Here is a 23093-nt window from a genome sequence, read left to right as displayed (position 1 = left end):
CTCCTCTCAGACCCTGGCCGGGACGGACTCGCGGGCCTCGGCCCCGGCCGTGACGGGCTCGGCGGCCTCGGCGGCCGCGACGGGCTCGGACTCTTCGGCGGCCTCGGCGGCCTTGGCGGCGGCCTCAGCGGCGGCGACCTCACGGTCGTGCTTGCGCAGCGACAGGATGGTGAGCGAGGCGATGACGACGACCAGGACGGAGAGGGCGTAGAAGCCGTTCTTGACGTTGGTGGAGTCGACGAGCAGGGAGATCAGGACGACGGCGGCGGTGCCGGCCGCGAGGCCGAAGGCGTTGGTGGCGCCGAAGACGAAGCCCGTCTTCTCCTCGGGGGCCGCGCTCATGAGGGCGGTGCGGGCGGAGATGCGCGCCACGCAGAAGGCGATGGCGGCGAAGGGGATGACGGCCATCATCGCGTAGAGGTGCAGGGACTCCAGCGACAGCAGCACCGCGAAGGCGAGGTAGCCGATCAGGGCCGTCTTCAGCACGGTGGCCCTGGAGCTGATCTTCTTGAAGGCCCAGGCCGCGAAGAGCGCACCGATGCCGAACAGGGCGTCGACGATGCCGAGGTAGCCGGCGTTGGACTTGAAGCCGTCGATGACCAGGACCAGCATGATGCTGTTGCCGACGATGATGACGATGTTGCCGATGATGTAGAGCAGCGCCAGACGGGCCAGCGGCGGGCGGGTGGCGGAGGCGGCGACCGTCGCGGCGGCGGCCTTGGCGGCGGCCTCGGTGGCACGGGTGGCCTCGCCCGCCGGACGGCGGCCGATGAAGAACAGCAGGGCGGCCGAGACCAGGAAGGTGATCGCGTTGAAGTAGAAGAGCGACGTGGTGCCGACCCAGACGATCACCCAGCCGCCGAGGGCCGCGGAAGCGAGCGTGCCGGCCTGGATGGCGATCTCGGAGTTGCCGTTGAACTGGGCGAGCCGGGACTCCGGGATGCGCTCCTTGATCAGCGCGTTGCTGGCCGGGAAGAAGAGGGCCGCGGAGATCGACAGGATGAAGCTGGCGACGTAGCTGACCGTCGAGGGGTTCCCGCCGAGGGCCAGCCAGACGGGCAGGCCGATCGCGGCGGCCGCGCTGGCCAGGTCCGAGATCATCGCCAGGGTGCGGCGGTCGAAGCGGTCGGCGAGCTTGCCGAAGAACAGGGACAGCGCCACCTGCGGAATGGTGACGGCGATCATCAGCCAGCTCACCGCGAGCATGGTGTTGGCTTCGGTGAACACCAGGTAGGAAGCGGCGGTGAGCTGGATGCCGTTGCCCAGGTTGGTGATGAACGTCGCGGGGATGAGCAGTCGTTCTGCCCGATTGGGTCGGGGCGGGGCGATCGTGGACACGGGTGCTCCTCGGGAGGTCAGGCTCGGACGTCGACCGGCACGGGCAGGGGCTCGAAGGCCCCCACGACGGTGGACAGGAGGGGGAGTCGCAGGGGCGCGACGGTGGTGGCCGCGGTCGTGCCGGCCGGGAGGGTCAGATCGGCGCCGGCCTGCTCGGCACGGGCCGCGAGGTCGACGAGCAGCGGGGCGGCGCACGCGATGAGGGTCCGGACGGCCAGCACCAGGTCGCCCAGGTCGGTGGGTACGTCCACCGCGACGCGGTCGGCCTGCTTCAGCAGCCGGTCCAGGTGGACGACCAGGAGGTCGGCGGCCCGGTGGAGGCTGAAGCTCTCCAGCTCGTAGTGGGAACGGAAGCGCTCGACGACGATGGCGGCGTGCTCGGCGCCGGTCTCGGACAGCGGCAGCACCGCGTCGGCCGGTGTTCCGGCCAGCATTTCCTCCAGGCGGCCCGCGAGCCGGTTCCACGGCTCGACCAGGCGGTCGGCCGACAGCTGTTCCAGCGCCTCGCGGCTGAAGTTCGTGCGGGAGTGCTCCGGAGCGGTCAGCGCCAGGTAGAAGCGGACCAGGTCCCGCGGTACCTCGGCCACCAGGTCGGCGGCCCACACCACGTGGCCCTTGCTCGTGGAGAACTTCTGGTTCTCCAGCTCGTAGAACTCGTTGGAGATGATCGCGTGCGGCTCGACGTACCGGTCGCCGTGCGCCATCAGCAGCGCGAGGTGCGTCATCCCCCAGAAGTAGACGTTGTCGAATCCGAGGAAGTAGACGAGCTCGATGCCGTGCTCGGCGAGCCAGTGCTCGTCGTAGCGGTCGGCGTGCTCACCGAGCTGCTCGGCGGCCCACCAGGTGCAGTACATCGAGGCGGCCATGCCCTCGGCCCAGGCGTTGAGGACCTGGTCCGGGGTCTCGGTGAAGGGGGCCGGGATGCCCCAGCCGGTCGGGTAGGTGATCGGGAAGTCCGGCAGGGGCCGGTCCAGGGCCTCCCGGATGAGCTGCGCGGTGTGCGGGCGCAGCATGTCGCGGTGGCGGACGTAGTAGTCGGCGAGCCGGTCGCGGTACTCCTCCATCGGCAGCACCAGGATCTGCGCCTCGCGGTGCGTGACGACGGCGTCCGGGTCGACGGTGGAGCGCGGGCGCAGCAGCTCGTCGAAGTTGTTGGGATGGCCGCAGGACTCGCAGAGTCCGCCGCGGCTCTCCACCAGGCAGACCGGGCAGTCGCCGGCGACGAGGCCCTCCATGAGGTACTCGCCCGTCGCCTCGACGTAGGGCAGCCGCACCGTCTTCAGCCGGAACGCACCGTCGGTGTGGAGGTCGGTGACGAAGTCGACGACGGTCTGTCGGTAGCCCTTGTCGAAGGGCGCGAAGCCGTCCACGGAGATCCCGGCCGCCTCCAGGGTGGCGCGGATCTGCGTCGCCGAGCGCAGCGCCAGCTCCTCCGGGGTCAGACCGGCGCGCGCGGCGCTGGAGACCACGTAGGTCTGGCTGTCGTCGGTGCCGCTGGTGAAGACCACCGGACGGCCGGACGCGCGCAGGTAGCGCGCGTACACATCGCCGGCGATGTACGGGCCCGCCAGGTGCCCGGTGTGCAGGTCCCCGTTGGGGGTCGGTGGGGGCGCGATGATGACCGTACGGGGTGTCATGCCGGGGCTCCTTCGTGGCGTGCTGCGAACCGCTGTGTCATGTCGAGGTCCCACCAGACCGAATACATTTCGAAGTCCGCGTCCGACTCGTTGATCACCCGGTGTGCGGTGCCGGGGGTGAAGTGGACGATGTCCCCCTTCACGAAGGGCTTGCGGACGCCCTCCGACTCCAGGACGGCGGAGCCGGCGACGGCGATGAAGATCTCGTACTCGTGGTGGGCGTGGGCCGTCGAGGCGGTTCCGGGGCGGATCACGCACCAGGAGCCTTCGAAGGGGGCGTTGAGTTCGGGCCAGGGCAGCAGGCGCTGGGCGTCCAGACCGTTCTCGTGCGTCAGTGCTTCGCGGTCGAGTTGCTTGGTGAGCATGTGGTTCGGTCTCTCCTCGTCATGCGGTGTGGCTCGTGGGGGCGTGCGGTGCTCAGACCGCGCCGGCGAGGGCGAGCTCCCGCGCCTCGGCCGTGAACTCCGCCGACCGGGAACGGCGGTGGGTGAGGATGTCCTGGGTGATCTCGGCGGAGCGTCCCGCGAGCACGCTGAGCAGCGAGTCGGCGATGCCGTGGGTGGCCTCGTTGACGCCCTGCAGGTAGACGGCGGCGGTCGCCGGGCGGCCGAGGTCGAGCCGGTAGTTGCGGCTGACGTTGATCTCGTCGAGCCCGATCGCCGCGGCGAGGGCCTTGACCGCCCACGGCATCGCGCGGACGAAGCCGGTGCCCAGCAGCACCAGGTCGGTGCGCATCTCCCGCTCGGTGCCCGACTTGCGGTCGACGAGGGTCAGGACGACCTCCTCGCCGTCCATCCGCGCGGCGGCCACGTCGGTCATCGGCTGCATGCCCAGGCGCTCCTCGCCGCTGCGGCGGTCCTGGTAGAACTGCCGGTAGAGGCCGTCGAGGGTGGCCGGGGCCAGGCCGCCGTAGTTGGAGCGGTACATCTCGGCGAGCAGTTGCTGACGGGCCTCGGGCGAGGACTCGTAGAACTCGTCGATGAAGGACGAGTAGTACAGCTCGTTGGTGAACTTGCTGCTCTCGTAACCGTTCAGGCCGATGGAGCGCATGATCATCGTGGGCTTGCACTCGGGCAGGTCCCGCAGGGCGGCGCCGAACAGCTCGGCCGCGCTCTGCGCACCGCCGACTACGGCGACCCGGTGCGGCAGGTCCTTGCGCACCTCGCCGATCCGCTGGCTGTACTGCGTGCTGTGGATGACCCGGTCGGCCGGCAGGCCGGCGAACACCTCGGGGACGTGGGCGTCGCGGCCCGCGCCGATGACCAGGTAGCGGCAGCTGATGGTGTCGCCGTCGGCCAGCGTCACCACCCAGCCGGAAACCTCCCCGTCCGTTCCGGTGACCGGCTCGACGGACGTGCATTCACGGCCGTATTCGACCTTCACCGTGTCGAGTTCGTCCGCCACCCATTGCAGGTACTCGGATATCTCACTGCGATAGGGCACGAAGCTGGCGAGATTGACGAAGGCGTCCAGGCGCTCCTGCGCGTGGAGGAAGTTGACGAAGGAGAAACGACTGGTCGGATTGCGCAGGGTGACCAGGTCCTTGAGGAAGGAGACCTGGCTGAGGGCATCGGGCAGGAGCATGCCGCGCTGCCACACGATGTCGCGCTCGCGCTCGATGAGCAGGGTGTCGCCGGCCAGCTCGGGAGCGAGCTCCTCGACGGCGATCGCCAGCGCCAGGTTCGCCGGACCTGCACCGACTGCGAGCAGTTCGACGTTGCGATGCGCCATGGAAGTACCTCCAGATGGAACAGGTGGACAGGTTGGTACGGTCAGGCAGGAGGCCTCGGGCCGTTGTGCGGCTCCGTTCCCCGCCTTGCGAAACCGGTTGATGACCTCATTCCACGGCGCCGTGCGATTGCCCGGAACACATCACCGGCACGGACAATCAACTCGGGTGCGGACCTGGTGAGGGGCGTTGATTGGCCGGTGTCCTCCGAGCCTTCCGGTCAATGCGGAGGCGTTTTTCCATGGGACGGAGCGATCAGCCGCTTCAGACGTATCCGGCCGGCCGACCATCCCTCGGCCGCCGGGCTTCCATCACCACCCCATGAGAAGGAGCCCTCCGTGCCGCTCACCGAGGCCATCACCCCCGCCGGCGCCCCGCACCTTTCCGGGTCCACCGCCCGTGTCGCCACGCGCCGCCGCCTGCTGATGTGCCGGCCCCGGCACTACGACGTCACGTACTCGATCAACCCGTGGATGAACCCGCAGCACGCCACGGACAACGCGCTGGCCGTGAGCCAGTGGGAGGGCCTGCGCGACCTGTACCTCGAACTCGGCCACATGGTGGAGGAGATAGAGCCGCTGGAGGGCATGCCCGACATGGTGTTCGCGGCCAACGGCGCCACCGTCGTGGACGGCAAGGTCTACGGCGCCCGCTTCCGCCACGCGGAGCGCACGGCGGAGGGTCCGGCGTACCTGCGGTGGCTGGAGGGCCGCGGCTACACGGACACGCTGTGGCCGGAGTACGTCAACGAGGGCGAGGGCGACATCCTCACCGTCGGCCGGCGCCTGCTCGCCGGTACGGGCTTCCGCACCGACCCGCGCTCGCACGCGGAGGCCCAGGAGTTCTTCGGGCTGCCCGTCACCTCGCTGACCCTGGTCAACCCGGACTACTACCACCTCGACACGGCGCTGTCCGTGCTGTCGGACGACGAGGTGATGTACTACCCGGCGGCCTTCTCCCAGGGCAGCCAGGCCGTGCTGCGCGCGATGTTCCCCGACGCGATCCTGGCCTCCGCCGAGGACGCGGCCGTCTTCGGCCTCAACGCCTTCTCCGACGGCCGCAACGTGCTCCTTCCCGCCGCGGCCACCGGCCTGCACGCGAAGCTGAGGGCGCGGGGCTTCGAGCCGATCGGCGTCGAGCTGTCCGAACTCCTCAAGGCCGGCGGCAGCGTGAAGTGCTGCACCCTGGAACTGCGCGACCGCTGATCCCCGCACGGCACGGCGAAGACCCCTTCCGGCCCCCCTCCCACGGGCCGGAAGGGGTCTCTCGTCGTACGGGGCCCCGCGCGCCGGTCAGAGGTTGGTGCGGATCAGCGCCAGCAGGCCGGGGAAGCGCTCCTCCAGGTCCTCCCGGCGCAGGGTGGCGGCCCGGCTGTTGCCGCGGTCCACCTGCCGCACCAGTCCGGCCTCGCGCAGGATCCGGAAGTGGTGGGTGATCGTCTCGACCGTCTTCGACGGCCCCGCCCGCGCCACCGAGATGTCCGGCGCCGTGGACACCGAGGCGTTCGGCCACTTCCTGGCCCAGTCCTACGACTCCGCCTTCCACACCGTGCTCTGGGGCCTCGCCGTGGTCTGCGTCGCCCTCTGCGCCGTGGTCGCCGCCCTGCTGCGCGGCGGATCCGCCGAGCGCACGGCCTGACGGCCGGCCCGGCGGGCCCGTGAGCCCGCGGCCGAAACGACCCGGCCAAACCGTCGCCGCCCCCGTCGACTTGGGGACGGGCGCCCTGCACACACCCCCAGGCATATAGATGCATATACCATACAGATGGTCGCCCCGAGGGCGCGCAAAATGCCCCCCGACCTGCGTTTCCGCAGGTCGGGGGGCATGTGGTGTGGAGCCTAGGAGATTCGAACTCCTGACATCTGCCTTGCAAAGGCAGCGCTCTACCAACTGAGCTAAGGCCCCGTGGAACTGGACGCACCTGTCCCGTGTGAGGGATGCGGTCGTTCCGCAGAACAGAGTACCGGGTTTACCCCCTCATCTCGCAAAATGATAGGGACTCCCGCCTCACGACCACTCTCCGTAAGATGCTCGCGAGGTTCGCACCAGCGAAGGGGAGTAGTAAGAGTGGACGCAGTACAGCAAGAGGCCACGGCCAGAGCCAGAGAGCTCCAGCGCAGCTGGTACGGAGAGCCGCTGGGAGCGCTCTTCCGCAGGCTCATAGACGACCTCGGCCTGAACCAGGCCCGCCTGGCTGCCGTACTCGGCCTGTCGGCGCCCATGCTCTCCCAACTGATGAGCGGCCAGCGCGCCAAGATCGGCAACCCCGCGGTGGTCCAGCGCGTCCAGGCCCTCCAGGATCTGGCCGGACAGGTGGCCGACGGCAGCGTCAGCGCCGCCGAGGCGGCCGACCGCATGGACGAGATCAAGAAGACCCAGGGGGGATCCGTCCTCAGCAGCAGCGGCCAGACCACCACCGGGTCCGGCGCGCCCACCGTCAAGCGCGTGGTCCGCGAGATCCAGTCGCTGCTGCGCTCGGTCTCCGCGGCCGGCGACATCATCGACGCGGCCAACAGCCTCGCCCCCAGCCACCCGGAACTGGCAGAGTTCCTCCGGGTGTACGGAGCCGGCCGCACCGCGGACGCGGTCGCGCACTACGAGGCACACCAGAACTGACGCGCACGGGGGCGGACGACAGGTGACGGGGGACAAGGCGTGACGGGGGACGGGCGCAGCGATGGGTGAGGTCTTCGCCGGCCGGTACGAGCTGATCGATCCGATCGGGCGCGGCGGCGCGGGTGCCGTGTGGCGGGCCTGGGACCACCGCCGTCGCCGGTACGTCGCGGCGAAGGTGCTTCTGCAGAGCGACGCCCACACGCTCCTGCGGTTCGTACGGGAGCAGGCGCTGCGGATCGACCACCCGCACGTACTGGCACCGGCCAGCTGGGCGGCCGACGACGACAAGGTCCTCTTCACCATGGACCTGGTCGGCGGCGGCTCCCTCGGCCATGTGATCGGGGACTACGGTCCCCTCCCGCCCCGCTTCGTGTGCACGCTGCTCGACCAGCTCCTGTCGGGCCTGGCGGCGGTGCACGCGGAAGGCGTCGTGCACCGGGACATCAAACCGGCCAACATCCTGATGGAGGCGACCGGCAGCGGGCGGCCGCACCTGCGGCTGTCCGACTTCGGCATCTCCATGCGCAAGGGCGAGCCCCGGCTGACCGAGACCGACTACGTGGTCGGCACGCCGGGCTATTTCGCGCCCGAGCAACTCATGGGCGCCGAGCCCGACTTCGCCGCGGACCTCTTCGCCGTCGGGCTGGTCGCGCTGTACCTCCTCAAGGGCAGCAAGCCCGACTCCCAGGCCCTGGTGGACCACTTCCGCGCGCACGGGACCCCGGACGCCCCGCAGGGCGTCCCCGGCCCGCTCTGGGAGGTCGTCGCGAACCTCCTGCAACCCGACCCCCAGAACCGCTTCCGGACGGCCACAGGGGCGCGCAAGGCCCTTGCCGGGGCCGTTGAACTCCTGCCCGCGCCCGCCCCCGGCGAGGAACCGGTGGAGGTGTTCGACCAACTCGGTCCGCTCCCAACCGGATTCGGCCCCGACGGCCCGACGGGCACGGCCCGCTCGGAGCCCGCTTCCGCTCCGTCCGCTCCGTCCACGGCCTCCGCGCCGTCCGCTTCCGGAGCGGCTTCCGGCGCGGGCCCTCAGCCGCCCACCGCGGCGCCGGGCGGCTCGGCCGCCACCTGGGCGGCGGAGCCCACCCGTACCGACCCCCGCGGCGCTTCCGCCACGGCGCACCCGGTCCCTCGGCAGGCCGCGGCCCCGGTCCCTCCGCCCGCATACGGGCCGCCCGCCTACGGCCCTTCGGAGACGGGCAGCTTCCACCTGCCCCCGCCGACCGCGCCGGGGACCTCGGGGGCGCCCACCACGGTGGCCCCGGCCTCCCCGGCCGGCGCGCCGGCCGGCAGGCGCGGTGGTATCGCCCCGCCTCCGCCGAAGGCGGTGGCGTCGCTGCTCGCCGCGGCGCTGGTGTGCTTCGCGGTCGGCGTCTGGGCCCTCACGCAGATGTAGTCCCTGCCCGCCGGGCGCCTCCGGGGACGGCGCGCGCCCCCGCCCCTACGGCCCCGCAGGGCCCCGCAGGCCCCCACTGCACCGGACGACGCGGCACCGGACGACGCGGGTTCAGCCGGCCCGACCCGGAAGGGACGGGCCCGCGCCGCGGTCCCGCCGGCCGAGCAGGACCCAGCCGCCCAGCACCGCCAGCAGCAGGGCCCCGGTACCGAAGCCTGCGCCCGCCACGACGCGCATCAACGAGCGGGTCCCGGCAGCCTCGGCGGCCTCCGGGGCGGTGAGCCCCTCCCGTGCCGCCGTCCGGTCATCGGCCCCGACCGCGAATCCGCCCGACGCCGGATCCTCCTTGTACGCGGGCCCCCTTGGCCGCGGTACCGGTGACCTCCAGCCGCAGCGTCAGCGGGACCGGTACCGCGTCCTCGGTGAAATCGGCGACCTTCGCGCCCATCGTCACAGCGACGTAGTACCAGCCTGCGACGCTCACGGGCCGCACCCCGCGGTCGCCGGAGAAGCGGTTTCCGTAGTCGACCGGAGCGGTCTTCTCCAGGGTGAGCCCGGCCTGCACGCCGTCGTAGGACACGTCCTTGCCCGAGACCGGGCCCCGGAACGGGCTGTAGAGCCTGACGCTCAGTCCGCCCGACGCGGAGGTGTAGTCCTTCGTCTTCTTCGCGGCGGAGAGCTCCGCCCCCAGGCCGAGCCGCTGCCCCCAGTCCAAGGGGACGCGGTACCAGCGGGTTTGCCCGGGTCGCATCTCGTCGCGCCACACGCCGGCGCCCAGGGCGCGCGCGTCGTTGAAGCTGGTACCGCCGGCCCGACCGACCGCCTCGGTGCCGGGCAGCGACGGGGCTCCCGTGGGCCAGCCGCTGGGCGCGGTGGTGGGGGCGCCGGGCCCGCGGCCCGGTTCGCGCTGGACCTTGAGTTCGATCGGCCAGGGGCTCTGGTCGGATCCCTTGGCCGAAGTCCGGGTGACCTTCGCGTAGTAGACGCCGGCGGGCGCGCAGTCGCCGTCCTCGGAGCCCCGGCGGACCCCCGCGGCGGCGAGGGGCACGGCGTCGTAGCCGAAGGTCGCCCGCCCCATGCTCGCCGGGCAGGAGCGCCCGGCGGTGGTCATGAGTTCCACCGCGACGCCGTCGCTGCCGGAGACCTTGGCGCCCGCCGGGGGTCGGAGCACGGCGGAGACGTAGGCGTCGGAGCCGTCCTGCTCCAGGACGAGCCGGTAGAGGCGGTCCCCGGGCCCGATGGTGTCCTCGTAGGTGTTTCCGGCCTCGATGAGCGGGGCGTCCGCCGTGGAGGGCGTGCCCTCGATCGTCCTGGCGCCGTCAGCGGCACGGTAGGTGGGCGGCGGCTGGGGCGCGCTCTCCCCGGCGTACGCGGCGGCGGGAACACCGGCCAGCGCCGTGCCGAGGGCCGCCGCCCACACTGTCGTCCGTACCCGACCCATCACACCCACCCCGTTTTTGCTACCGCAAGCCAAATCTTTGCAGAACGTAAGATTTCGTCACAGAGCAGCACAAAGCCCCGGCCGCAGCGGCAGCCGGGGCTTCATGAACTCGGCCTTCGGTCTCACACACCGGAACCAGAGGGCACGGAGTCGGTTGCCTCCGTCCACAGGTCCTGCTCGGCGCGGTCCGCCTGGATCTGGCGGTACACGAGGAGCCCGCCGATGGCGGCCAGTGCGACCAGGAGCAGCTTCTTCACCGCGCGACCTCGTCTTTCGTTGACGTAGGGGACTTCTGGCGCCCAACAATACACACCGACCGATACCGATCGGTGACCTGGCGGCTCACCAACTGGCCCAACGAAGAAGACCCCCAGGCCTTTGGCCTGGGGGTCTTCAACACTGTGGGGCTAACAGGATTTGAACCTGTGGCCTCATCCTTATCAGGGATGCGCTCTAACCAACTGAGCTATAGCCCCTCCGCGCTGCGCGCTGACTCCTGAAGATTAGCGCACAGACCCGGTCAGGCCAAAATCGGTTACCGGCGGGCGTCTGCGCAGGTCATCCGACCCGTCACCGGCGCTTCCCCGGAAGGCCTACTCGTCCTCGGCGAGGGTCAGCTCGACGCCGCCGACGAATCCCGCCGACAGGTTGTAGATGAACGCGCCCAGCGTCGCCAGCGCCGTCGCCAGCACCACGTCGATCACCGCGATCACCGACGTGAAGATCAGCACGCGCGGCAGCGACATGAACGCCTGCAGGTCGAAGCCGTTGCCCTCGTTCGAGCCGGTCGCCTCGCTGATCGTGCCGCCGACGGTCGAGAAGACGCCCATCGCGTCCATGACCATCCACAGCACCGCCGCCGCCACGACCGTGCAGATGCCCAGCGCGATCGACAGCAGGAAGCTGACCTTCATCACCGACCACGGGTCCGCCTTGGCCACCCGCAGCCGCGCCTTGCGCGTCCTGGGGGCCGTACGGACCTGCGTACGCGGCTTGCGCTGGGTGGCGGCCGCGCCGCCGGCGCGCGGCGCGCCGGGGCCCGCGGGCGCCGAGTAGGCCTGCGGCGGCTGATACGGCTGCGCAGGCCCGTCCTGCTCCGCCCCGGCGGCGGACTTGGCCTCGGCCTCGTCCGGCGCCTGCGGTCCTCGGGTGTCCGTCACGGTTCCCCCCTGGGAGTCCGCGGCGGGGCCACGGGCACCGTTCGCTCCAGTTCTGGCCGGTCCGGCGCCCGTGGCTCCACTCACGACTTACTCCTCGTGCTCCCCGGCCGAAGGCTGCGTGCCCTCGGCGGCCTCGGCGGCCGGTGCGTCGGCCCCCTCGGTCTCGTTCTCGTCGACCTCGACCTCGTCAGCTTCCTGACCGGCCTCGGCGTTGCGGGCGATACCGACCACGGCATCGCGCTTGCCCAGGTTGATCAGCTGGACGCCCATGGTGTCACGGCCGGTCTCCCTGACTTCATTGACGCGCGTACGAATCACACCACCGCTGAGCGTGATGGCGAGAATCTCGTCCGATTCGTCCACCACGAGCGCCCCGACGAGCGACCCGCGGTCCTCCACGATCTTCGCTGCCTTGATGCCCAGACCGCCACGGCCCTGGACGCGGTACTCGTCGACCGCCGTCCGCTTGGCGTAGCCGCCGTCGGTCGCGGTGAAGACGAACGTACCGGGCCGGACCACGCTCATGGAGAGCAGTTCGTCGCCTTCCCGGAAGCTCATGCCCTTCACGCCCGAGGTCGCGCGGCCCATCGGACGCAGCGCGTCGTCGGTCGCGGTGAAGCGGATGGACTGCGCCTTCTTGCTGATCAGCAGCAGGTCGTCCTCGGAGGACACCAGCTCGGCACCGATCAGCTCGTCGGCGGTGCCGTCGGCGCCGTCGGCACCCGTCTCGCGGAGGTTGATGGCGATGACGCCACCCGAGCGGGGCGAGTCGTAGTCCTTGAGGGCCGTCTTCTTCACCAGGCCGCCCTTGGTGGCCAGGATCAGGTAGGGCGCCGCCTCGTAGTCGCGGATCGCGAGGATCTGCGCGATCTTCTCGTCCGGCTGGAAGGCCAGCAGGTTCGCCACGTGCTGCCCGCGCGCGTCGCGGCCGGCGTCCGGCAGCTCGTACGCCTTGGACCGGTAGACCCGGCCCTTGTTCGTGAAGAACAGCAGCCAGTGGTGGGTGGTGGAGACGAAGAAGTGGTCGACCAGGTCGTCTTGCTTCAGCTTCGTACCGCGCACGCCCTTGCCGCCGCGCTTCTGCGAGCGGTAGTCCTCGGTCTTGGTGCGCTTGACGTAGCCGCCGTGCGTGATGGTGACGACGATGTCCTCTTCGGCGATCAGGTCCTCGATGGACATGTCACCGTCGAAGGGGACCAGCTTGGAGCGCCGGTCGTCGCCGAACTTCTCGACGAGCGCCGCCAGTTCCTCGCTCACGATGGAGCGCTGGCGGTCCTCGGAGGCCAGGATCGCGTTGTACTCGTTGATCCGGGCCTGCAGCTCGTCGTGCTCGGCGACGATCTTCTGCCGCTCCAGCGCGGCGAGGCGGCGCAGCTGCATCTCCAGGATCGCGTTCGCCTGGATCTCGTCGATCTCCAGCAGGCCCATCAGGCCCTCGCGCGCGATCTCGACCGTGTTGCTGCGCCGGATCAGCGCGATGACCTCGTCGATCGCGTCCAGCGCCTTGAGCAGGCCGCGCAGGATGTGGGCGCGCTCCTCCGCCTTGCGCAGGCGGAAACGCGTGCGCCGGACGATGACCTCGATCTGGTGCGTCACCCAGTGGCGGATGAAGGCGTCGATCGACAGCGTGCGCGGCACACCGTCCACCAGCGCCAGCATGTTCGCGCCGAAGTTCGTCTGCAGATCGGTGTGCTTGTAGAGGTTGTTCAGCACGACCTTGGCGACGGCGTCGCGCTTGAGCACGATCACCAGGCGCTGGCCCGTGCGCGAGGAGGTCTCGTCGCGGACGTCGGCGATGCCGCCGATCTTGCCGTCCTTGACCAGGTCGGCGATCTTCTGCGCGAGGTTGTCGGGGTTGGTCTGGTACGGGAGCTCCGTGACCACCAGGCACTGGCGGTTCTGGATCTCCTCGACCTCGACCACCGCGCGCATCGTGATGGAGCCGCGGCCGGTCCGGTAGGCCTCCTCGATGCCCTTGCGGCCCACGACGAGCGCGCCGGTCGGGAAGTCGGGGCCCTTGATCCGCTCGATGAGCGCGTCCTGGAGCTCCTCGTGCGAGGCGTTCGGGTGCTCCAGCGCCCACTGGGCACCGGCCGCGACCTCGCGCAGGTTGTGCGGCGGGATGTTGGTGGCCATTCCGACCGCGATGCCGGCGCTGCCGTTGACCAGCAGGTTCGGGAAGCGGGCCGGGAGGACGGTCGGCTCCTGGTTGCGGCCGTCGTAGTTGTCCTGGAAGTCGACGGTCTCCTCGTCGATGTCCCGGAGCATCTCCATGGCCAGCGGCATGAGCTTGCACTCGGTGTAGCGCATGGCGGCCGCCGGGTCGTTGCCCGGCGAGCCGAAGTTGCCGTTGGAGTCCACCAGCGGCATGCGCATCGACCACGGCTGGGCCAGGCGGACCAAGGCGTCGTAGATGGAACTGTCACCGTGCGGGTGGTAGGTGCCCATGACGTCGCCGACGACGCGGGCGCACTTGTAGAAGCCCTTCTCGGGCCGGTAGCCGCCGTCGTACATCGCGTACAGCACACGACGGTGGACGGGCTTGAGGCCGTCCCGTACGTCGGGCAGCGCACGCGAGACGATGACGGACATCGCGTAGTCGAGGTAGGAGCGCTGCATCTCCGTCTCGAGCCCGACGGGCTCGATGCGCAGCTGCGGCTCCTCGTCCGCGGGATTCTCTGCGGTGGGGGTGGTCTCGTCGGCCATTGCTGGTCAGAAATCCTTTCAGGCGGCGGTCAGCGTCGGGCCGACTCAGATGTCGAGGAAGCGGACGTCCTTGGCGTTGCGCTGGATGAACGAGCGCCGGGCCTCGACGTCCTCACCCATCAGCACCGAGAACAGATCGTCGGCCTGCGCCGCGTCGTCGAGGGTGACCTGGCCGAGCACGCGGTGGTCCACGTCCATGGTGGTGACGCGCAGTTCCTCGGCGTTCATCTCGCCCAGACCCTTGAAGCGCTGGATCGAGTCTTCCTTGATCCGCTTGCCGTTCTGCTTGCCGAGTTCCACGAGGGCGTCGCGCTCGCGGTCCGAGTACGCGTACTCGAAGTCGTCACGGCCCCACTTGATCTTGTAGAGCGGCGGACGCGACAGGTACACGTGGCCGGCCTCGACCAGCGGGCGCATGAAGCGGAAGAGGAAGGTCAGCAGCAGGGTGTTGATGTGCTGGCCGTCGACGTCGGCGTCCGCCATCAAGATGATCTTGTGATAGCGGAGCTTCTCGATGTCGAAGTCCTCGTGCACACCGGTGCCGAAGGCGCTGATCAGCGCCTGGACCTCGGTGTTCTGGAGGATCTTGTCGATGCGCGCCTTCTCGACGTTCAGGATCTTGCCGCGGATGGGCAGGATGGCCTGGTACATCGGGTTGCGGCCGGACTTGGCCGAGCCGCCGGCGGAGTCGCCCTCGACGATGAAGATCTCGCACTTGGTCGGGTCGTTCGACTGGCAGTCGGACAGCTTGCCTGGCAGCGAGGCGCTCTCCAGCAGGCCCTTGCGGCGCGTCAGGTCGCGGGCCTTGCGGGCCGCGACGCGCGCCGTGGCCGCCTGGATCGCCTTGCGGACGATGTCCGCGGCCTCGACCGGGTTCCGGTCGAACCAGTCGTTCAGGTGCTCGTGGACCACCTTCTGCACGAAGGTCTTGGCCTCCGTGTTGCCCAGCTTGGTCTTCGTCTGACCCTCGAACTGCGGCTCGCCCAGCTTGACCGAGATGATCGCCGTCAGACCCTCGCGGATGTCCTCGCCGGCGAGGTTGTCGTCCTTCTCGCGGAGCAGCTTCTTGTCCCGCGCGTAGCGGTTGACCAGACCGGTCAGCGCCGCGCGGAAGCCCTCCTCGTGGGTGCCGCCCTCGTGCGTGTGGATCGTGTTCGCGAAGGAGTAGACGCCCTCGGTGTACTGCGAGTTCCACTGCATCGCGATCTCGACCGAGAGCATGCGCTCCTTGTCCTCGGCCTCGACGTCGATGACGGTCGGGTGGATCAGCTCGCCCTTGCGCGAGTTCAGGTACTTCACGAAGTCGACGATGCCGCCCTCGTAGTAGTACTTCACCGTGCGCGCCTGGGGCTCGGCCGTGTCCGCGTCCGGGTCGTCCGCGCCCGCCGTGGCCTTCGCCGACTCGCGCTCGTCCGTCAGCGTCAGGGTCAGGCCCTTGTTGAGGAAGGCCATCTCCTGGAAGCGCCGCGACAGCGTCTCGAAGGAGTACTCGGTCGTCTCGAAGATGTCGCCGTCGGCCCAGAAGGTGACCGAGGTGCCGGTCCTGTCCGTCTCCTCGTTCTTGGCCAGCGGGGCCGTCGGCACGCCCAGCTTGTAGTCCTGGGTCCAGCGGTGCCCGTCCGTCTTGACCTCGACCGCGACCTTGGTCGACAGGGCGTTCACGACGGAAACACCGACACCGTGCAGACCGCCGGAGACGGCGTAGCCGCCGCCACCGAACTTGCCGCCCGCGTGCAGCACGGTCAGGACGACCTCGACGGCCGGCTTGCCCTCGGACGGAACGATGCCGACCGGGATGCCGCGCCCGTTGTCGACGACGCGCACCCCACCGTCGGCGAGGATCGTCACGTCGATGGTGTCCGCGTGCCCGGCCAGCGCCTCGTCGACCGAGTTGTCGACGACCTCGTAGACGAGGTGGTGAAGACCACGCTCACCCGTCGAGCCGATGTACATACCCGGCCGCTTGCGGACCGCGTCCAGGCCCTCGAGGACCTGGATCGCATTGGCGTCGTAATTCTTCTCGTTGGAGTCGCCGGAATCGGCCACGAAGCGCCCTTTCTGGCACAGCGCAGCCCGTACTCCGGACCAGCAAGTGCGCCGGCGGGAGCGGCCGCGTCGATCTGCGTTGTCTGCGTAATCCCGCGAACGGGCGGGATTTGCTCCAGTCTACCGGCACCACGGACATGAATGGGGGTTTGCCGGTACCTGAGTCCGCATGTGCCGCCCTGAACCTCCACTCTCCGACTCCCCACATCCGGGCAGGGGCTCTAAGTGGCTCACGCGGGCCTCCAGCGCTTCGGGCTGTCAACCTCCGGCTACCGTGAGGGACGCCACCCGCCGAGGCGGCCGCGAAGGCCGCCCGTGGACGCTACTCACCCGTAGGTGTCGCCCGGTCCGGTGCTCCCGGGAGCCCGCCAGGGCCCGTACCCCTTCGGACGTCCACCCGGGCCCTGCACCTTGATCAGGCGGACCGTGCCCTGCCCCAGATCCGCGTTCAGCCGCGCCACCAGCTGCGGGGCCAACAGCTTCAGCTGCGCCGCCCACGCCGAGGAGTCGCACCTCACGACCAGCTCACGGTTCTCGTACCGCTGTGGTTCACAGTGCGCCGCGATCTCGGGGCCGACGATCTCCGGCCAGCGCTCCATCACGCCCGCCACCGCCATCGGCATCTCCCAGCCGCGCTCGGTGCGCAGCCGGTCCAGCGCGGCCATCAGCGGCATCGGGTCGCGGCCGTCCGCACGGGCGCCCGACCTCAGCCCGGGCTGCTGGTGCTTGCGGCCGATCGCCGCGTTGCCCCGGGCCCGCGCCTGCTCCCGCGCCGCGGCGAGGGCCTGGCGGGCCAGATCCACCCCGGAGGCCTCCGGAGCCCTGCGCCGCTGCTGCGGGTCCTTGCCCTGCTCGTTCACAACCGGGTCACCTCGCCGCCGGACACCCCGAACCGTGCCCCCACCAGCACCCCCGGGACGTCGTCGTCCACGGCCGCCGTCACGAGCACCTGCTCGCCCGGCGCCACCAGCTCCGCCAGCCGCTCCCGGCGGCGGGCGTCCAGTTCCGCGAAGACGTCGTCCAGGATCAGCACCGGCTCACTGCCCTCGGAGCGCAGCAGCTCGTAGGAGGCCAGCCGCAGCGCCAGCGCATACGACCAGGACTCGCCGTGGCTGGCGTAGCCCTTGGCGGGCAGCTCCCCCAGCCGCAGAACCACGTCGTCGCGGTGCGGGCCGACCAGGGTCACCCCGCGCTCGATCTCCTGCTTGCGCGCCTCGCCGAGCGCGGCCAGCAGCACCTCGTAGAGGGCCTCGCGGGTGCGTGCCGCGCCGCCGTCCACCGGCTCGCCGGCCGAGCACTTGTACGCCAGCCCCAGCGGGCCGCCGCCGGGTGCGAGCTGCTCGTAGGCCTTGTCCGCCAGCGGCAGCAGCGTCCCGACCAGCTCCAGGCGCTGCGCGAGCAGCTCGGCGCCGGCGCGCGCGAGGTGCTGGTCCCACACGTCGAGCGTGGACAGGTCCGCCCCCGAACCCCGTCCGGAGGATGCCCCCTGGCGGCCGCCGTGCCGGCGGGCCATCGCCGCGGACTTCAGCAGGGTGTTGCGCTGCTTGAGGACGCGCTCGTAGTCGGAGCGGACCCCGGCCATCCGCGGGGAGCGCGCGGTGACCAGCTCGTCCAGGAACCTCCGACGCTCGCCCGGGTCGCCCTTGACCAGGGCCAGGTCCTCCGGCGCGAACAGCACCGTCCGCACGATCCCCAGCACGTCCCGCGGCCTGACCTGGGAGGACCGGTTGATGCGGGCCCGGTTGGCGCGGCCGGGGTTCAGCTCCAGCTCGACCAGCTGCTGGCGCTCGCCCTGGGTGACGGCCGCGCGGACGACCGCCCGGTCCGCGCCCATGCGGACGAGGGGCGCGTCCGAGGAGACGCGGTGGCTGCCCAAAGTCGCGAGGTAGCCGACCGCCTCGACGAGGTTGGTCTTGCCCTGGCCGTTGGGGCCCACGAAAGCGGTGACGCCCGGGTCGAGGGGAACCTCGGCCCGGGCGTACGAGCGGAAGTCGGCCAATGAGAGATGCGAAACATGCATACGGCGCCGACCTCCCCCGGCTTCCCTACTGCTCTTCGTGGTGCTGTGCTGCTGCCCGGCCGCGGGCGGCTAGGCCTTCTCGACCGCGTGCCCGCCGAACTGGTTGCGCAGGGCGGCGATCATCTTCATCTGCGGGGAGTCCTCCTGGCGCGAGGCGAACCGGGCGAACAGCGACGCGGTGATCGCGGGCAGCGGCACGGCGTTGTCGATCGCCGCCTCCACCGTCCAGCGTCCCTCACCGGAGTCCTGCGCGAAGCCCTTCAGCCGCTCCAGGTGCTCGTCCTCGTCGAGGGCGTTCACGGCCAGGTCCAGCAGCCAGGAACGGATGACCGTGCCCTCCTGCCAGGAGCGGAAGACCTCGCGGACGTCGGTGACCGAGTCCACCTTCTCCAGGAGCTCCCAGCCCTCGGCGTAGGCCTGCATCATGGCGTACTCGATGCCGTTGTGAACCATCTTCGCGAAGTGGCCCGCACCGACCTTGCCGGCGTGCACCGCGCCGAAGTCGCCCTCGGGCTTGAGGGCGTCGAAGACCGGCTGGACGCGTGCGACGTGGTCCTTGGCGCCGCCGTACATCAGCGCGTAGCCGTTCTCCAGCCCCCACACGCCGCCGGAGACACCGCAGTCGACGAAGCCGATGCCCTTGGCCGCCAGCTCCTCGGCGTGCTTCTCGTCGTCCGTCCAGCGGGAGTTGCCGCCGTCGACGACGACGTCGCCGATCGAGAGCAGCTCGCCCAGCTCGTCGATGGTGGACTGCGTCGCCGCGCCGGCGGGGACCATGACCCACACGACGCGGGGGGCCTGCAGGCTGTCCACGAGTTCCCGGAGGCTGTGGACATCCGCGAGGTCCGGGTTGCGGTCGTATCCGATGACGGTGTGGCCTGCGCGGCGGATGCGCTCGCGCATGTTGCCGCCCATCTTGCCGAGACCGACGAGACCAAGCTCCATCAGGTGGTTCCTTAAGCGTTGTGGCCGTCTTTGCCGGGGCTGCCCCGGCCGTGTCCTCGCAGGACGCGCAGGGGTCGCCCACCGGATCCGAGCCTACGCCGGGCCGCGTCGGCCGGCCCCGCGGGCGCTCCATGGCGACCGGTCCGGCTTTCCGGGTTTCCTGGTTTCCCACGGTGCCCTCACCGGCCCGTGGACGGCGCCGGGCCCGGACCGCAGCAGCGTGCGGGACCCGGGCCCGGCGTCGAAGGGTGGTGCGTCAGCCGGACAGCCGCACCGGCATGATCAGGTACTTGTAGGCCTCGTCCGCCTCGGCGTCGACCGCGGGGCGGCCGCTGAGCAGTGCCGGCTTGGTCGACGTGGTGAAGCTGAGCTGGGCCACCGGCGAGGCGATCGCGCTGAGGCCGTCCAGCAGGAAGGTCGGGTTGAAGGCGATCGAGATGTCGTCGCCGTCCAGCTGGGCGTCGACCCTTTCCACAGCCTGTGCGTCGTCGGAGGAGCCGGCCTCCAGGATCAGGACGCCCTGCTCGAAGCTCAGGCGGACCGGGGTGTTGCGCTCGGCCACCAGGGCCACACGCTTGACGGCCTCGACGAAGGGGGCGGTCTCGATCACGGCGACGGAGTTGAACTCGGTCGGGAAGAGCGTCCGGTACTTGGGCAGGTCGCCCTCGAGCAGCCGGGTGGTGGTACGGCGGCCGGCGCCCTCGAAACCGATCAGGCCCTCGCCCGCACCGGAGCCGGAAAGGGCCAGGGTCACGGTGTCACCGCTGGTCAGCGAGTTGGCGATCTCTTGGAGCGTCTTGGCGGGCACCAGGGCCACCGCCGACGCCTCCGGGTTCTCCGGCTTCCACAGGAACTCGCGGACCGCGAAGCGGTAGCGGTCGGTGGAGGCCAGGGTGACGCGGTCGCCCTCGATCTCGATGCGCACACCGGTCAGCACGGGCAGCGTGTCGTCGCGACCCGCGGCGGTGGCCACCTGCTTGGCAGCGGCGGCGAAGACCTCGCCGGACACGGTGCCGGTCGCGGTCGGCATCTGCGGCAGCGCCGGGTACTCCTCCACAGGAAGGGTGTGGAGTGTGAATCGCGAGGAGCCGCAGACCACGGTCGCCCGCACACCGTCTGTGGAAATCTCCACCGGCCGGTTGGGGAGGGCGCGGCAGATGTCGGCGAGCAGCCGGCCGGACACCAGGACGGTGCCGTCCTCCTCGACGTCCGCCTCGACCGAGACCCGGGCCGAAACCTCGTAGTCGAAGCCGGAGAGGCTCAGGGTGCCGTCCTCGGCCTTGAGCAGCAGGCCCGCGAGGACGGGCACCGGCGGCCGGGCCGGGAGGCTGCGGGCCGCCCAGGCCACCGCCTCCGCGAGTACGTCGCGCTCCACCCGGATCTTCACCGGAACCGCCTCCTGCTGTTGCTCGCTCGTCTGCCGGCCTTCGTCGTCGGCTCGTCGATGCCTCGACCGACGCCGGGGACCAGTCTGACGTACGGCGCCGACACTCGCTGCGGCCGGAGGTCAAGTCGGGAGCGAGGTGCCGGGACGGACGACCGGCGAGTTGTGCACAGGTCCTGCTTGAAAACCGAAACCGGCCTCACTCTCCATGGGGGTAGTAGTAGGGCCTGTGGAAACGGTGGATAACCCTGTTGCTGCAGGTCAGAGGGCGTTTTTTATCCACCGGCCCTGTGGGTGGCACCGGTGGACAACACGGTGTCCCTGTGGAGAACGAAAAGTTCTGCACAGGCTGTCCCCAGGTGGCCCCGACTACTCCACAGGTGTGTCCCCAGCTTTCCCCCGTTACTCCACAGCCCAAACGTCTACATCCGTGTGACGGCTTTCACTCCGGGCGGTGAGAGGGGGTGGCGGGTTGCCGAACAGTGGACAAGGGTGTGGAGAAGTCCGGGAAACCTGTGCACAGCATGAGGGAACCTGTGGGGTGGCGGTGGACAACGGCGGGGGCGGGGGTGTGGACGAGATGGTTGTCCACAGGGTGTGGATGGCGGTTGCGCACAAATCCACAGGGTCCTGACCTGGTCTGATGGATCCTCACCCGGCACCCCTGTGGACAGATTGTGGGTGACGCGGACAGTCCCCAGGGTGTGGACGGAAGAAAGTCGCCGAATCTGTGGATGAGTTGCTCCCCAGGGGGCGTATTCGAACAGGTCAGGGGCGCACGCACGAAGAAGGGCGCCCCCGTTGTGGACCGGGAGCGCCCTCTGAATGTGTTTGAAGGAGGGTTGAGGCGGGACCTGTCCAGCCGACCAGGGGCTCGCGCTCAGCCGTTCTTGATGCGGTTGGTGAGCTCCGTGACCTGGTTGTAAATGGAGCGCCGCTCGGCCATCAGAGCGCGGATCTTGCGGTCCGCGTGCATGACCGTGGTGTGGTCGCGGCCGCCGAACTGCGCCCCGATCTTGGGCAGCGACAGGTCGGTGAGCTCACGGCACAGGTACATGGCGATCTGCCGCGCGGTGACCAGCACCCGGCTGCGCGAGGAGCCGCACAGGTCGTCCACGGTCAGGCCGAAGTAGTCCGCGGTGGCCGCCATGATGTCGCTGGCGGTGATCTCCGGTGCGCTGTCCTCGCCGCCGGGGATCAGGTTCTTCAGAACGTCCTCGGTGAGGCCCAGGTCGACCGGCTGCCGGTTGAGGCTCGCGAAGGCCGTGACCCGGATCAGCGCTCCCTCCAGCTCCCGGATGTTGCGCGAGATCCGGGAGGCGATGAACTCCAGCACCTCCGGAGGGGCGTTGAGCTGTTCCTGGACCGCCTTCTTGCGCAGGATCGCGATGCGGGTCTCCAGCTCGGGGGGCTGGACATCTGTGATCAGGCCCCACTCGAAGCGGTTGCGCAGCCGGTCCTCCAGGGTGACGAGCTGCTTGGGCGGCCGGTCGGAGGAGAGGACGATCTGCTTGTTCGCGTTGTGGAGCGTGTTGAAGGTGTGGAAGAACTCCTCCTGCGTCGACTCCTTGCTCGCGAGGAACTGGATGTCGTCGACGAGCAGGATGTCCATCTCGCGGTAGCGCTTGCGGAACGCGTCGCCCTTGCCGTCGCGGATCGAGTTGATGAACTCGTTGGTGAACTCCTCGGAGCTCACGTACCGCACGCGGGTGCCCGGGTAGAGGCTCCTGGCGTAGTGCCCGATGGCGTGCAGCAGGTGCGTCTTGCCGAGGCCCGACTCCCCGTAGACGAAGAGCGGGTTGTACGCCTTCGCCGGCGCCTCGGCGACCGCCACCGCGGCGGCGTGCGCGAAGCGGTTGGACGCACCGATGACGAACGTGTCGAAGAGGTACTTGGGGTTCAGTCGGGCGGTCGGCTCCAGCGGGCCCGACGTGGAGCCGCCGGACGGGACCGGGGGCGGTGCGGGCCGGCCGGGGGCCGGGCGCGGTGCGGGCTGCTCGTACGACTGCTGCTCGTATTGATGGGATTGATGGGGCTGGTGCGACTGCTGCTCGTACGGCGACTGCTCGTACTGCTGCTGTTCGTAGGAACCCTTGTCATAGGAGGGCGGGTCGTACTTCTGCTGGTCGTAGCCCGAGGACTCGGCCTGCTGGAGGTAGCCCGGCTGCGGGGAAGCGTAGGGGTCGCGTTCGGGGAAGCCGCCCAGCCGCGGCTGCTGCCAGCCGTAGTCGTCCTGCTGCCCGCCGCGGGGCCACGCGCCGGGCTCGGGGCGTGGCTGCTGGTAGTCCGGATAGGCCGGGCGGGCCGCGGGGAGCTGGTCGTCCGGGGGACCGCCGCCGCCCGGACGCTGGCCGCCGTACGGTTCGTAGCCGCCGGGCTGCTGGGCGGGAGGAGCGGCGGGGGCGGGCTCGCCGGCGGAGTCGTCCACGGTGATGGCGATCCGGATGGGGCGGCCGCACTCCCGGCTGAGCGCATCGCTGATCAGCGGGGCGAGGCGGCCTTCGAGGACGCGCTTGCCCCATTCGTTGGGGACGGCGAGCAGGGCGGTGTCGGCGACGAGTGCCAGGGGCTGACACCGCTCGACCCACTGCTTGTCCTTGGGCTCGATGCCCGGCTGTCCCTCACCGAGGAGCTTCTCGAGCACCCTTGGCCACACTGCGGCAAGATCGGCA

At 70.2% G+C, this 23093-nt stretch carries 19 protein-coding genes, 2 tRNA genes and 1 pseudogene; 4 read left to right on the top strand and 18 right to left on the bottom strand.

Annotated elements, in window-relative coordinates; all coding sequences use genetic code 11:
* Positions 1-6: 6 nt before the first annotated feature.
* Genes R4Z63_RS15835 through R4Z63_RS15820 form a run of 4 tightly spaced genes read right to left on the bottom strand, consistent with a single transcriptional unit; the run spans position 7 to position 4706 of the window.
* Complete coding sequence (locus tag R4Z63_RS15835; RefSeq protein ID WP_384449125.1) at positions 7-1338, bottom strand: MFS transporter; 1332 nt, start codon at positions 1336-1338, stop codon at positions 7-9.
* A gap of 17 nt (positions 1339-1355) precedes the next feature.
* Positions 1356-2975, bottom strand: coding sequence for a class I tRNA ligase family protein (locus R4Z63_RS15830; protein WP_384449122.1), 1620 nt, complete (start codon positions 2973-2975; stop codon positions 1356-1358).
* Positions 2972-3340: a cupin domain-containing protein gene (locus tag R4Z63_RS15825; protein WP_037920456.1), complete on the bottom strand. Its 369-nt coding sequence runs from the start codon at positions 3338-3340 to the stop codon at positions 2972-2974. The genes R4Z63_RS15830 and R4Z63_RS15825 overlap by 4 nt, the downstream gene beginning before the upstream one ends.
* Positions 3341-3392: 52 nt before the next feature.
* Positions 3393-4706, bottom strand: coding sequence for a lysine N(6)-hydroxylase/L-ornithine N(5)-oxygenase family protein (locus R4Z63_RS15820; RefSeq protein ID WP_384449119.1), 1314 nt, complete (start codon positions 4704-4706; stop codon positions 3393-3395).
* Positions 4707-5042: 336 nt separating this feature from the next.
* Here R4Z63_RS15820 and ddaH point away from each other — a divergent pair, with 336 nt between their 5' ends.
* Complete coding sequence (gene ddaH / locus R4Z63_RS15815) at positions 5043-5909, top strand: dimethylargininase (RefSeq protein ID WP_037920448.1); 867 nt, start codon at positions 5043-5045, stop codon at positions 5907-5909.
* An 87-nt stretch (positions 5910-5996) separates the two neighbouring features.
* On the opposite strand, the pseudogene R4Z63_RS15810 reads toward ddaH, so the two are convergent.
* Positions 5997-6143, bottom strand: a pseudogene (locus R4Z63_RS15810) (transcriptional regulator); the annotation flags it as partial.
* Positions 6144-6192: 49 nt separating this feature from the next.
* On the opposite strand from R4Z63_RS15810, the gene R4Z63_RS15805 reads away from it, so the two are divergent.
* Complete coding sequence (locus R4Z63_RS15805; protein ID WP_157840210.1) at positions 6193-6342, top strand: hypothetical protein; 150 nt, start codon at positions 6193-6195, stop codon at positions 6340-6342.
* Between the two features lie 194 nt (positions 6343-6536).
* On the opposite strand, the gene R4Z63_RS15800 is transcribed toward R4Z63_RS15805, so the two are convergent.
* A tRNA-Ala gene (locus R4Z63_RS15800) sits at positions 6537-6609 on the bottom strand.
* 162 nt (positions 6610-6771) lie between these two features.
* On the opposite strand from R4Z63_RS15800, the gene R4Z63_RS15795 reads away from it, so the two are divergent.
* Positions 6772-7320: a helix-turn-helix domain-containing protein gene (locus tag R4Z63_RS15795; protein WP_031156000.1), complete on the top strand. Its 549-nt coding sequence runs from the start codon at positions 6772-6774 to the stop codon at positions 7318-7320.
* Positions 7321-7381: 61 nt separating this feature from the next.
* Positions 7382-8719: a serine/threonine-protein kinase gene (locus R4Z63_RS15790; RefSeq protein WP_384449114.1), complete on the top strand. Its 1338-nt coding sequence runs from the start codon at positions 7382-7384 to the stop codon at positions 8717-8719.
* Positions 8720-8830: 111 nt separating this feature from the next.
* Here the strand turns inward: R4Z63_RS15790 and R4Z63_RS15785 are convergent, their stop codons facing one another.
* The 12 genes from R4Z63_RS15785 to dnaA all read right to left on the bottom strand — a co-directional run bounded on the left by R4Z63_RS15785 (position 8831) and on the right by dnaA (position 22849).
* Positions 8831-8956, bottom strand: a complete 126-nt coding sequence (locus tag R4Z63_RS15785; RefSeq protein WP_491522555.1) for a hypothetical protein — start codon at positions 8954-8956, stop codon at positions 8831-8833.
* Between the two features lie 67 nt (positions 8957-9023).
* Complete coding sequence (locus R4Z63_RS15780; RefSeq protein WP_491522554.1) at positions 9024-10160, bottom strand: hypothetical protein; 1137 nt, start codon at positions 10158-10160, stop codon at positions 9024-9026.
* Positions 10161-10282: 122 nt separating this feature from the next.
* Positions 10283-10417 (bottom strand): DLW-39 family protein, encoded by a 135-nt coding sequence (locus R4Z63_RS15775; protein WP_208809277.1) that lies wholly within the window; start codon positions 10415-10417, stop codon positions 10283-10285.
* 145 nt (positions 10418-10562) lie between these two features.
* Positions 10563-10636: transfer RNA gene (locus R4Z63_RS15770), tRNA-Ile, on the bottom strand.
* A gap of 117 nt (positions 10637-10753) precedes the next feature.
* Positions 10754-11404, bottom strand: a complete 651-nt coding sequence (locus R4Z63_RS15765; protein ID WP_384449108.1) for a DUF3566 domain-containing protein — start codon at positions 11402-11404, stop codon at positions 10754-10756.
* 3 nt (positions 11405-11407) lie between these two features.
* The gene (gene gyrA / locus R4Z63_RS15760) at positions 11408-14026 is read right to left on the bottom strand and encodes a DNA gyrase subunit A (RefSeq protein WP_037920409.1); all 2619 of its coding nucleotides are present in this window, start codon (positions 14024-14026) and stop codon (positions 11408-11410) included.
* Positions 14027-14071: 45 nt separating this feature from the next.
* Positions 14072-16093 carry a DNA topoisomerase (ATP-hydrolyzing) subunit B gene (gene gyrB / locus R4Z63_RS15755; protein WP_037920407.1) on the bottom strand — a complete coding sequence of 674 codons (2022 nt, stop codon included), beginning with the start codon at positions 16091-16093 and terminating at the stop codon, positions 14072-14074.
* Between the two features lie 305 nt (positions 16094-16398).
* Positions 16399-16932 (bottom strand): DciA family protein, encoded by a 534-nt coding sequence (locus tag R4Z63_RS15750; RefSeq protein WP_384449105.1) that lies wholly within the window; start codon positions 16930-16932, stop codon positions 16399-16401.
* Complete coding sequence (gene recF, locus R4Z63_RS15745) at positions 16929-18092, bottom strand: DNA replication/repair protein RecF (RefSeq protein ID WP_037920404.1); 1164 nt, start codon at positions 18090-18092, stop codon at positions 16929-16931. Before recF ends, R4Z63_RS15750 begins: the two co-directional genes overlap by 4 nt.
* Positions 18093-18161: 69 nt before the next feature.
* On the bottom strand, positions 18162-19037 hold the full coding sequence (gene gnd / locus R4Z63_RS15740; protein ID WP_037920403.1) for a phosphogluconate dehydrogenase (NAD(+)-dependent, decarboxylating): 876 nt from the start codon (positions 19035-19037) through the stop codon (positions 18162-18164).
* A gap of 256 nt (positions 19038-19293) precedes the next feature.
* Positions 19294-20424 (bottom strand): DNA polymerase III subunit beta, encoded by a 1131-nt coding sequence (gene dnaN, locus R4Z63_RS15735; protein WP_384449101.1) that lies wholly within the window; start codon positions 20422-20424, stop codon positions 19294-19296.
* Between the two features lie 877 nt (positions 20425-21301).
* Positions 21302-22849, bottom strand: a complete 1548-nt coding sequence (gene dnaA, locus R4Z63_RS15730) for a chromosomal replication initiator protein DnaA (RefSeq protein WP_491522632.1) — start codon at positions 22847-22849, stop codon at positions 21302-21304.
* Between the last annotated feature and the right edge of the window lie 244 nt (positions 22850-23093).

The organism is Streptomyces sp. PL-29 (assembly GCF_058344425.1).
The sequence above is the reverse complement of the archived record's forward strand: the minus strand, read 5'-3'. Positions and strand labels throughout refer to the sequence as shown.

Bases quoted from the DNA above. Each gene is read 5' to 3' on its own strand.
- gyrA (WP_037920409.1), bottom strand. From the start codon at position 14,026: ATGGCCGACGAGACCACCCCCACCGCAGAGAATCCCGCGGACGAGGAG.
- R4Z63_RS15830 (WP_384449122.1), bottom strand. From the start codon at position 2,975: ATGACACCCCGTACGGTCATCATCGCGCCCCCACCGACCCCCAACGGG.
- recF (WP_037920404.1), bottom strand. From the start codon at position 18,092: ATGCATGTTTCGCATCTCTCATTGGCCGACTTCCGCTCGTACGCCCGG.
- R4Z63_RS15825 (WP_037920456.1), bottom strand. From the start codon at position 3,340: ATGCTCACCAAGCAACTCGACCGCGAAGCACTGACGCACGAGAACGGT.
- R4Z63_RS15780 (WP_491522554.1), bottom strand. From the start codon at position 10,160: ATGGGTCGGGTACGGACGACAGTGTGGGCGGCGGCCCTCGGCACGGCG.
- R4Z63_RS15820 (WP_384449119.1), bottom strand. From the start codon at position 4,706: ATGGCGCATCGCAACGTCGAACTGCTCGCAGTCGGTGCAGGTCCGGCG.
- gnd (WP_037920403.1), bottom strand. From the start codon at position 19,037: ATGGAGCTTGGTCTCGTCGGTCTCGGCAAGATGGGCGGCAACATGCGC.
- R4Z63_RS15785 (WP_491522555.1), bottom strand. From the start codon at position 8,956: ATGCGCGTCGTGGCGGGCGCAGGCTTCGGTACCGGGGCCCTGCTGCTG.
- R4Z63_RS15790 (WP_384449114.1), top strand. From the start codon at position 7,382: ATGGGTGAGGTCTTCGCCGGCCGGTACGAGCTGATCGATCCGATCGGG.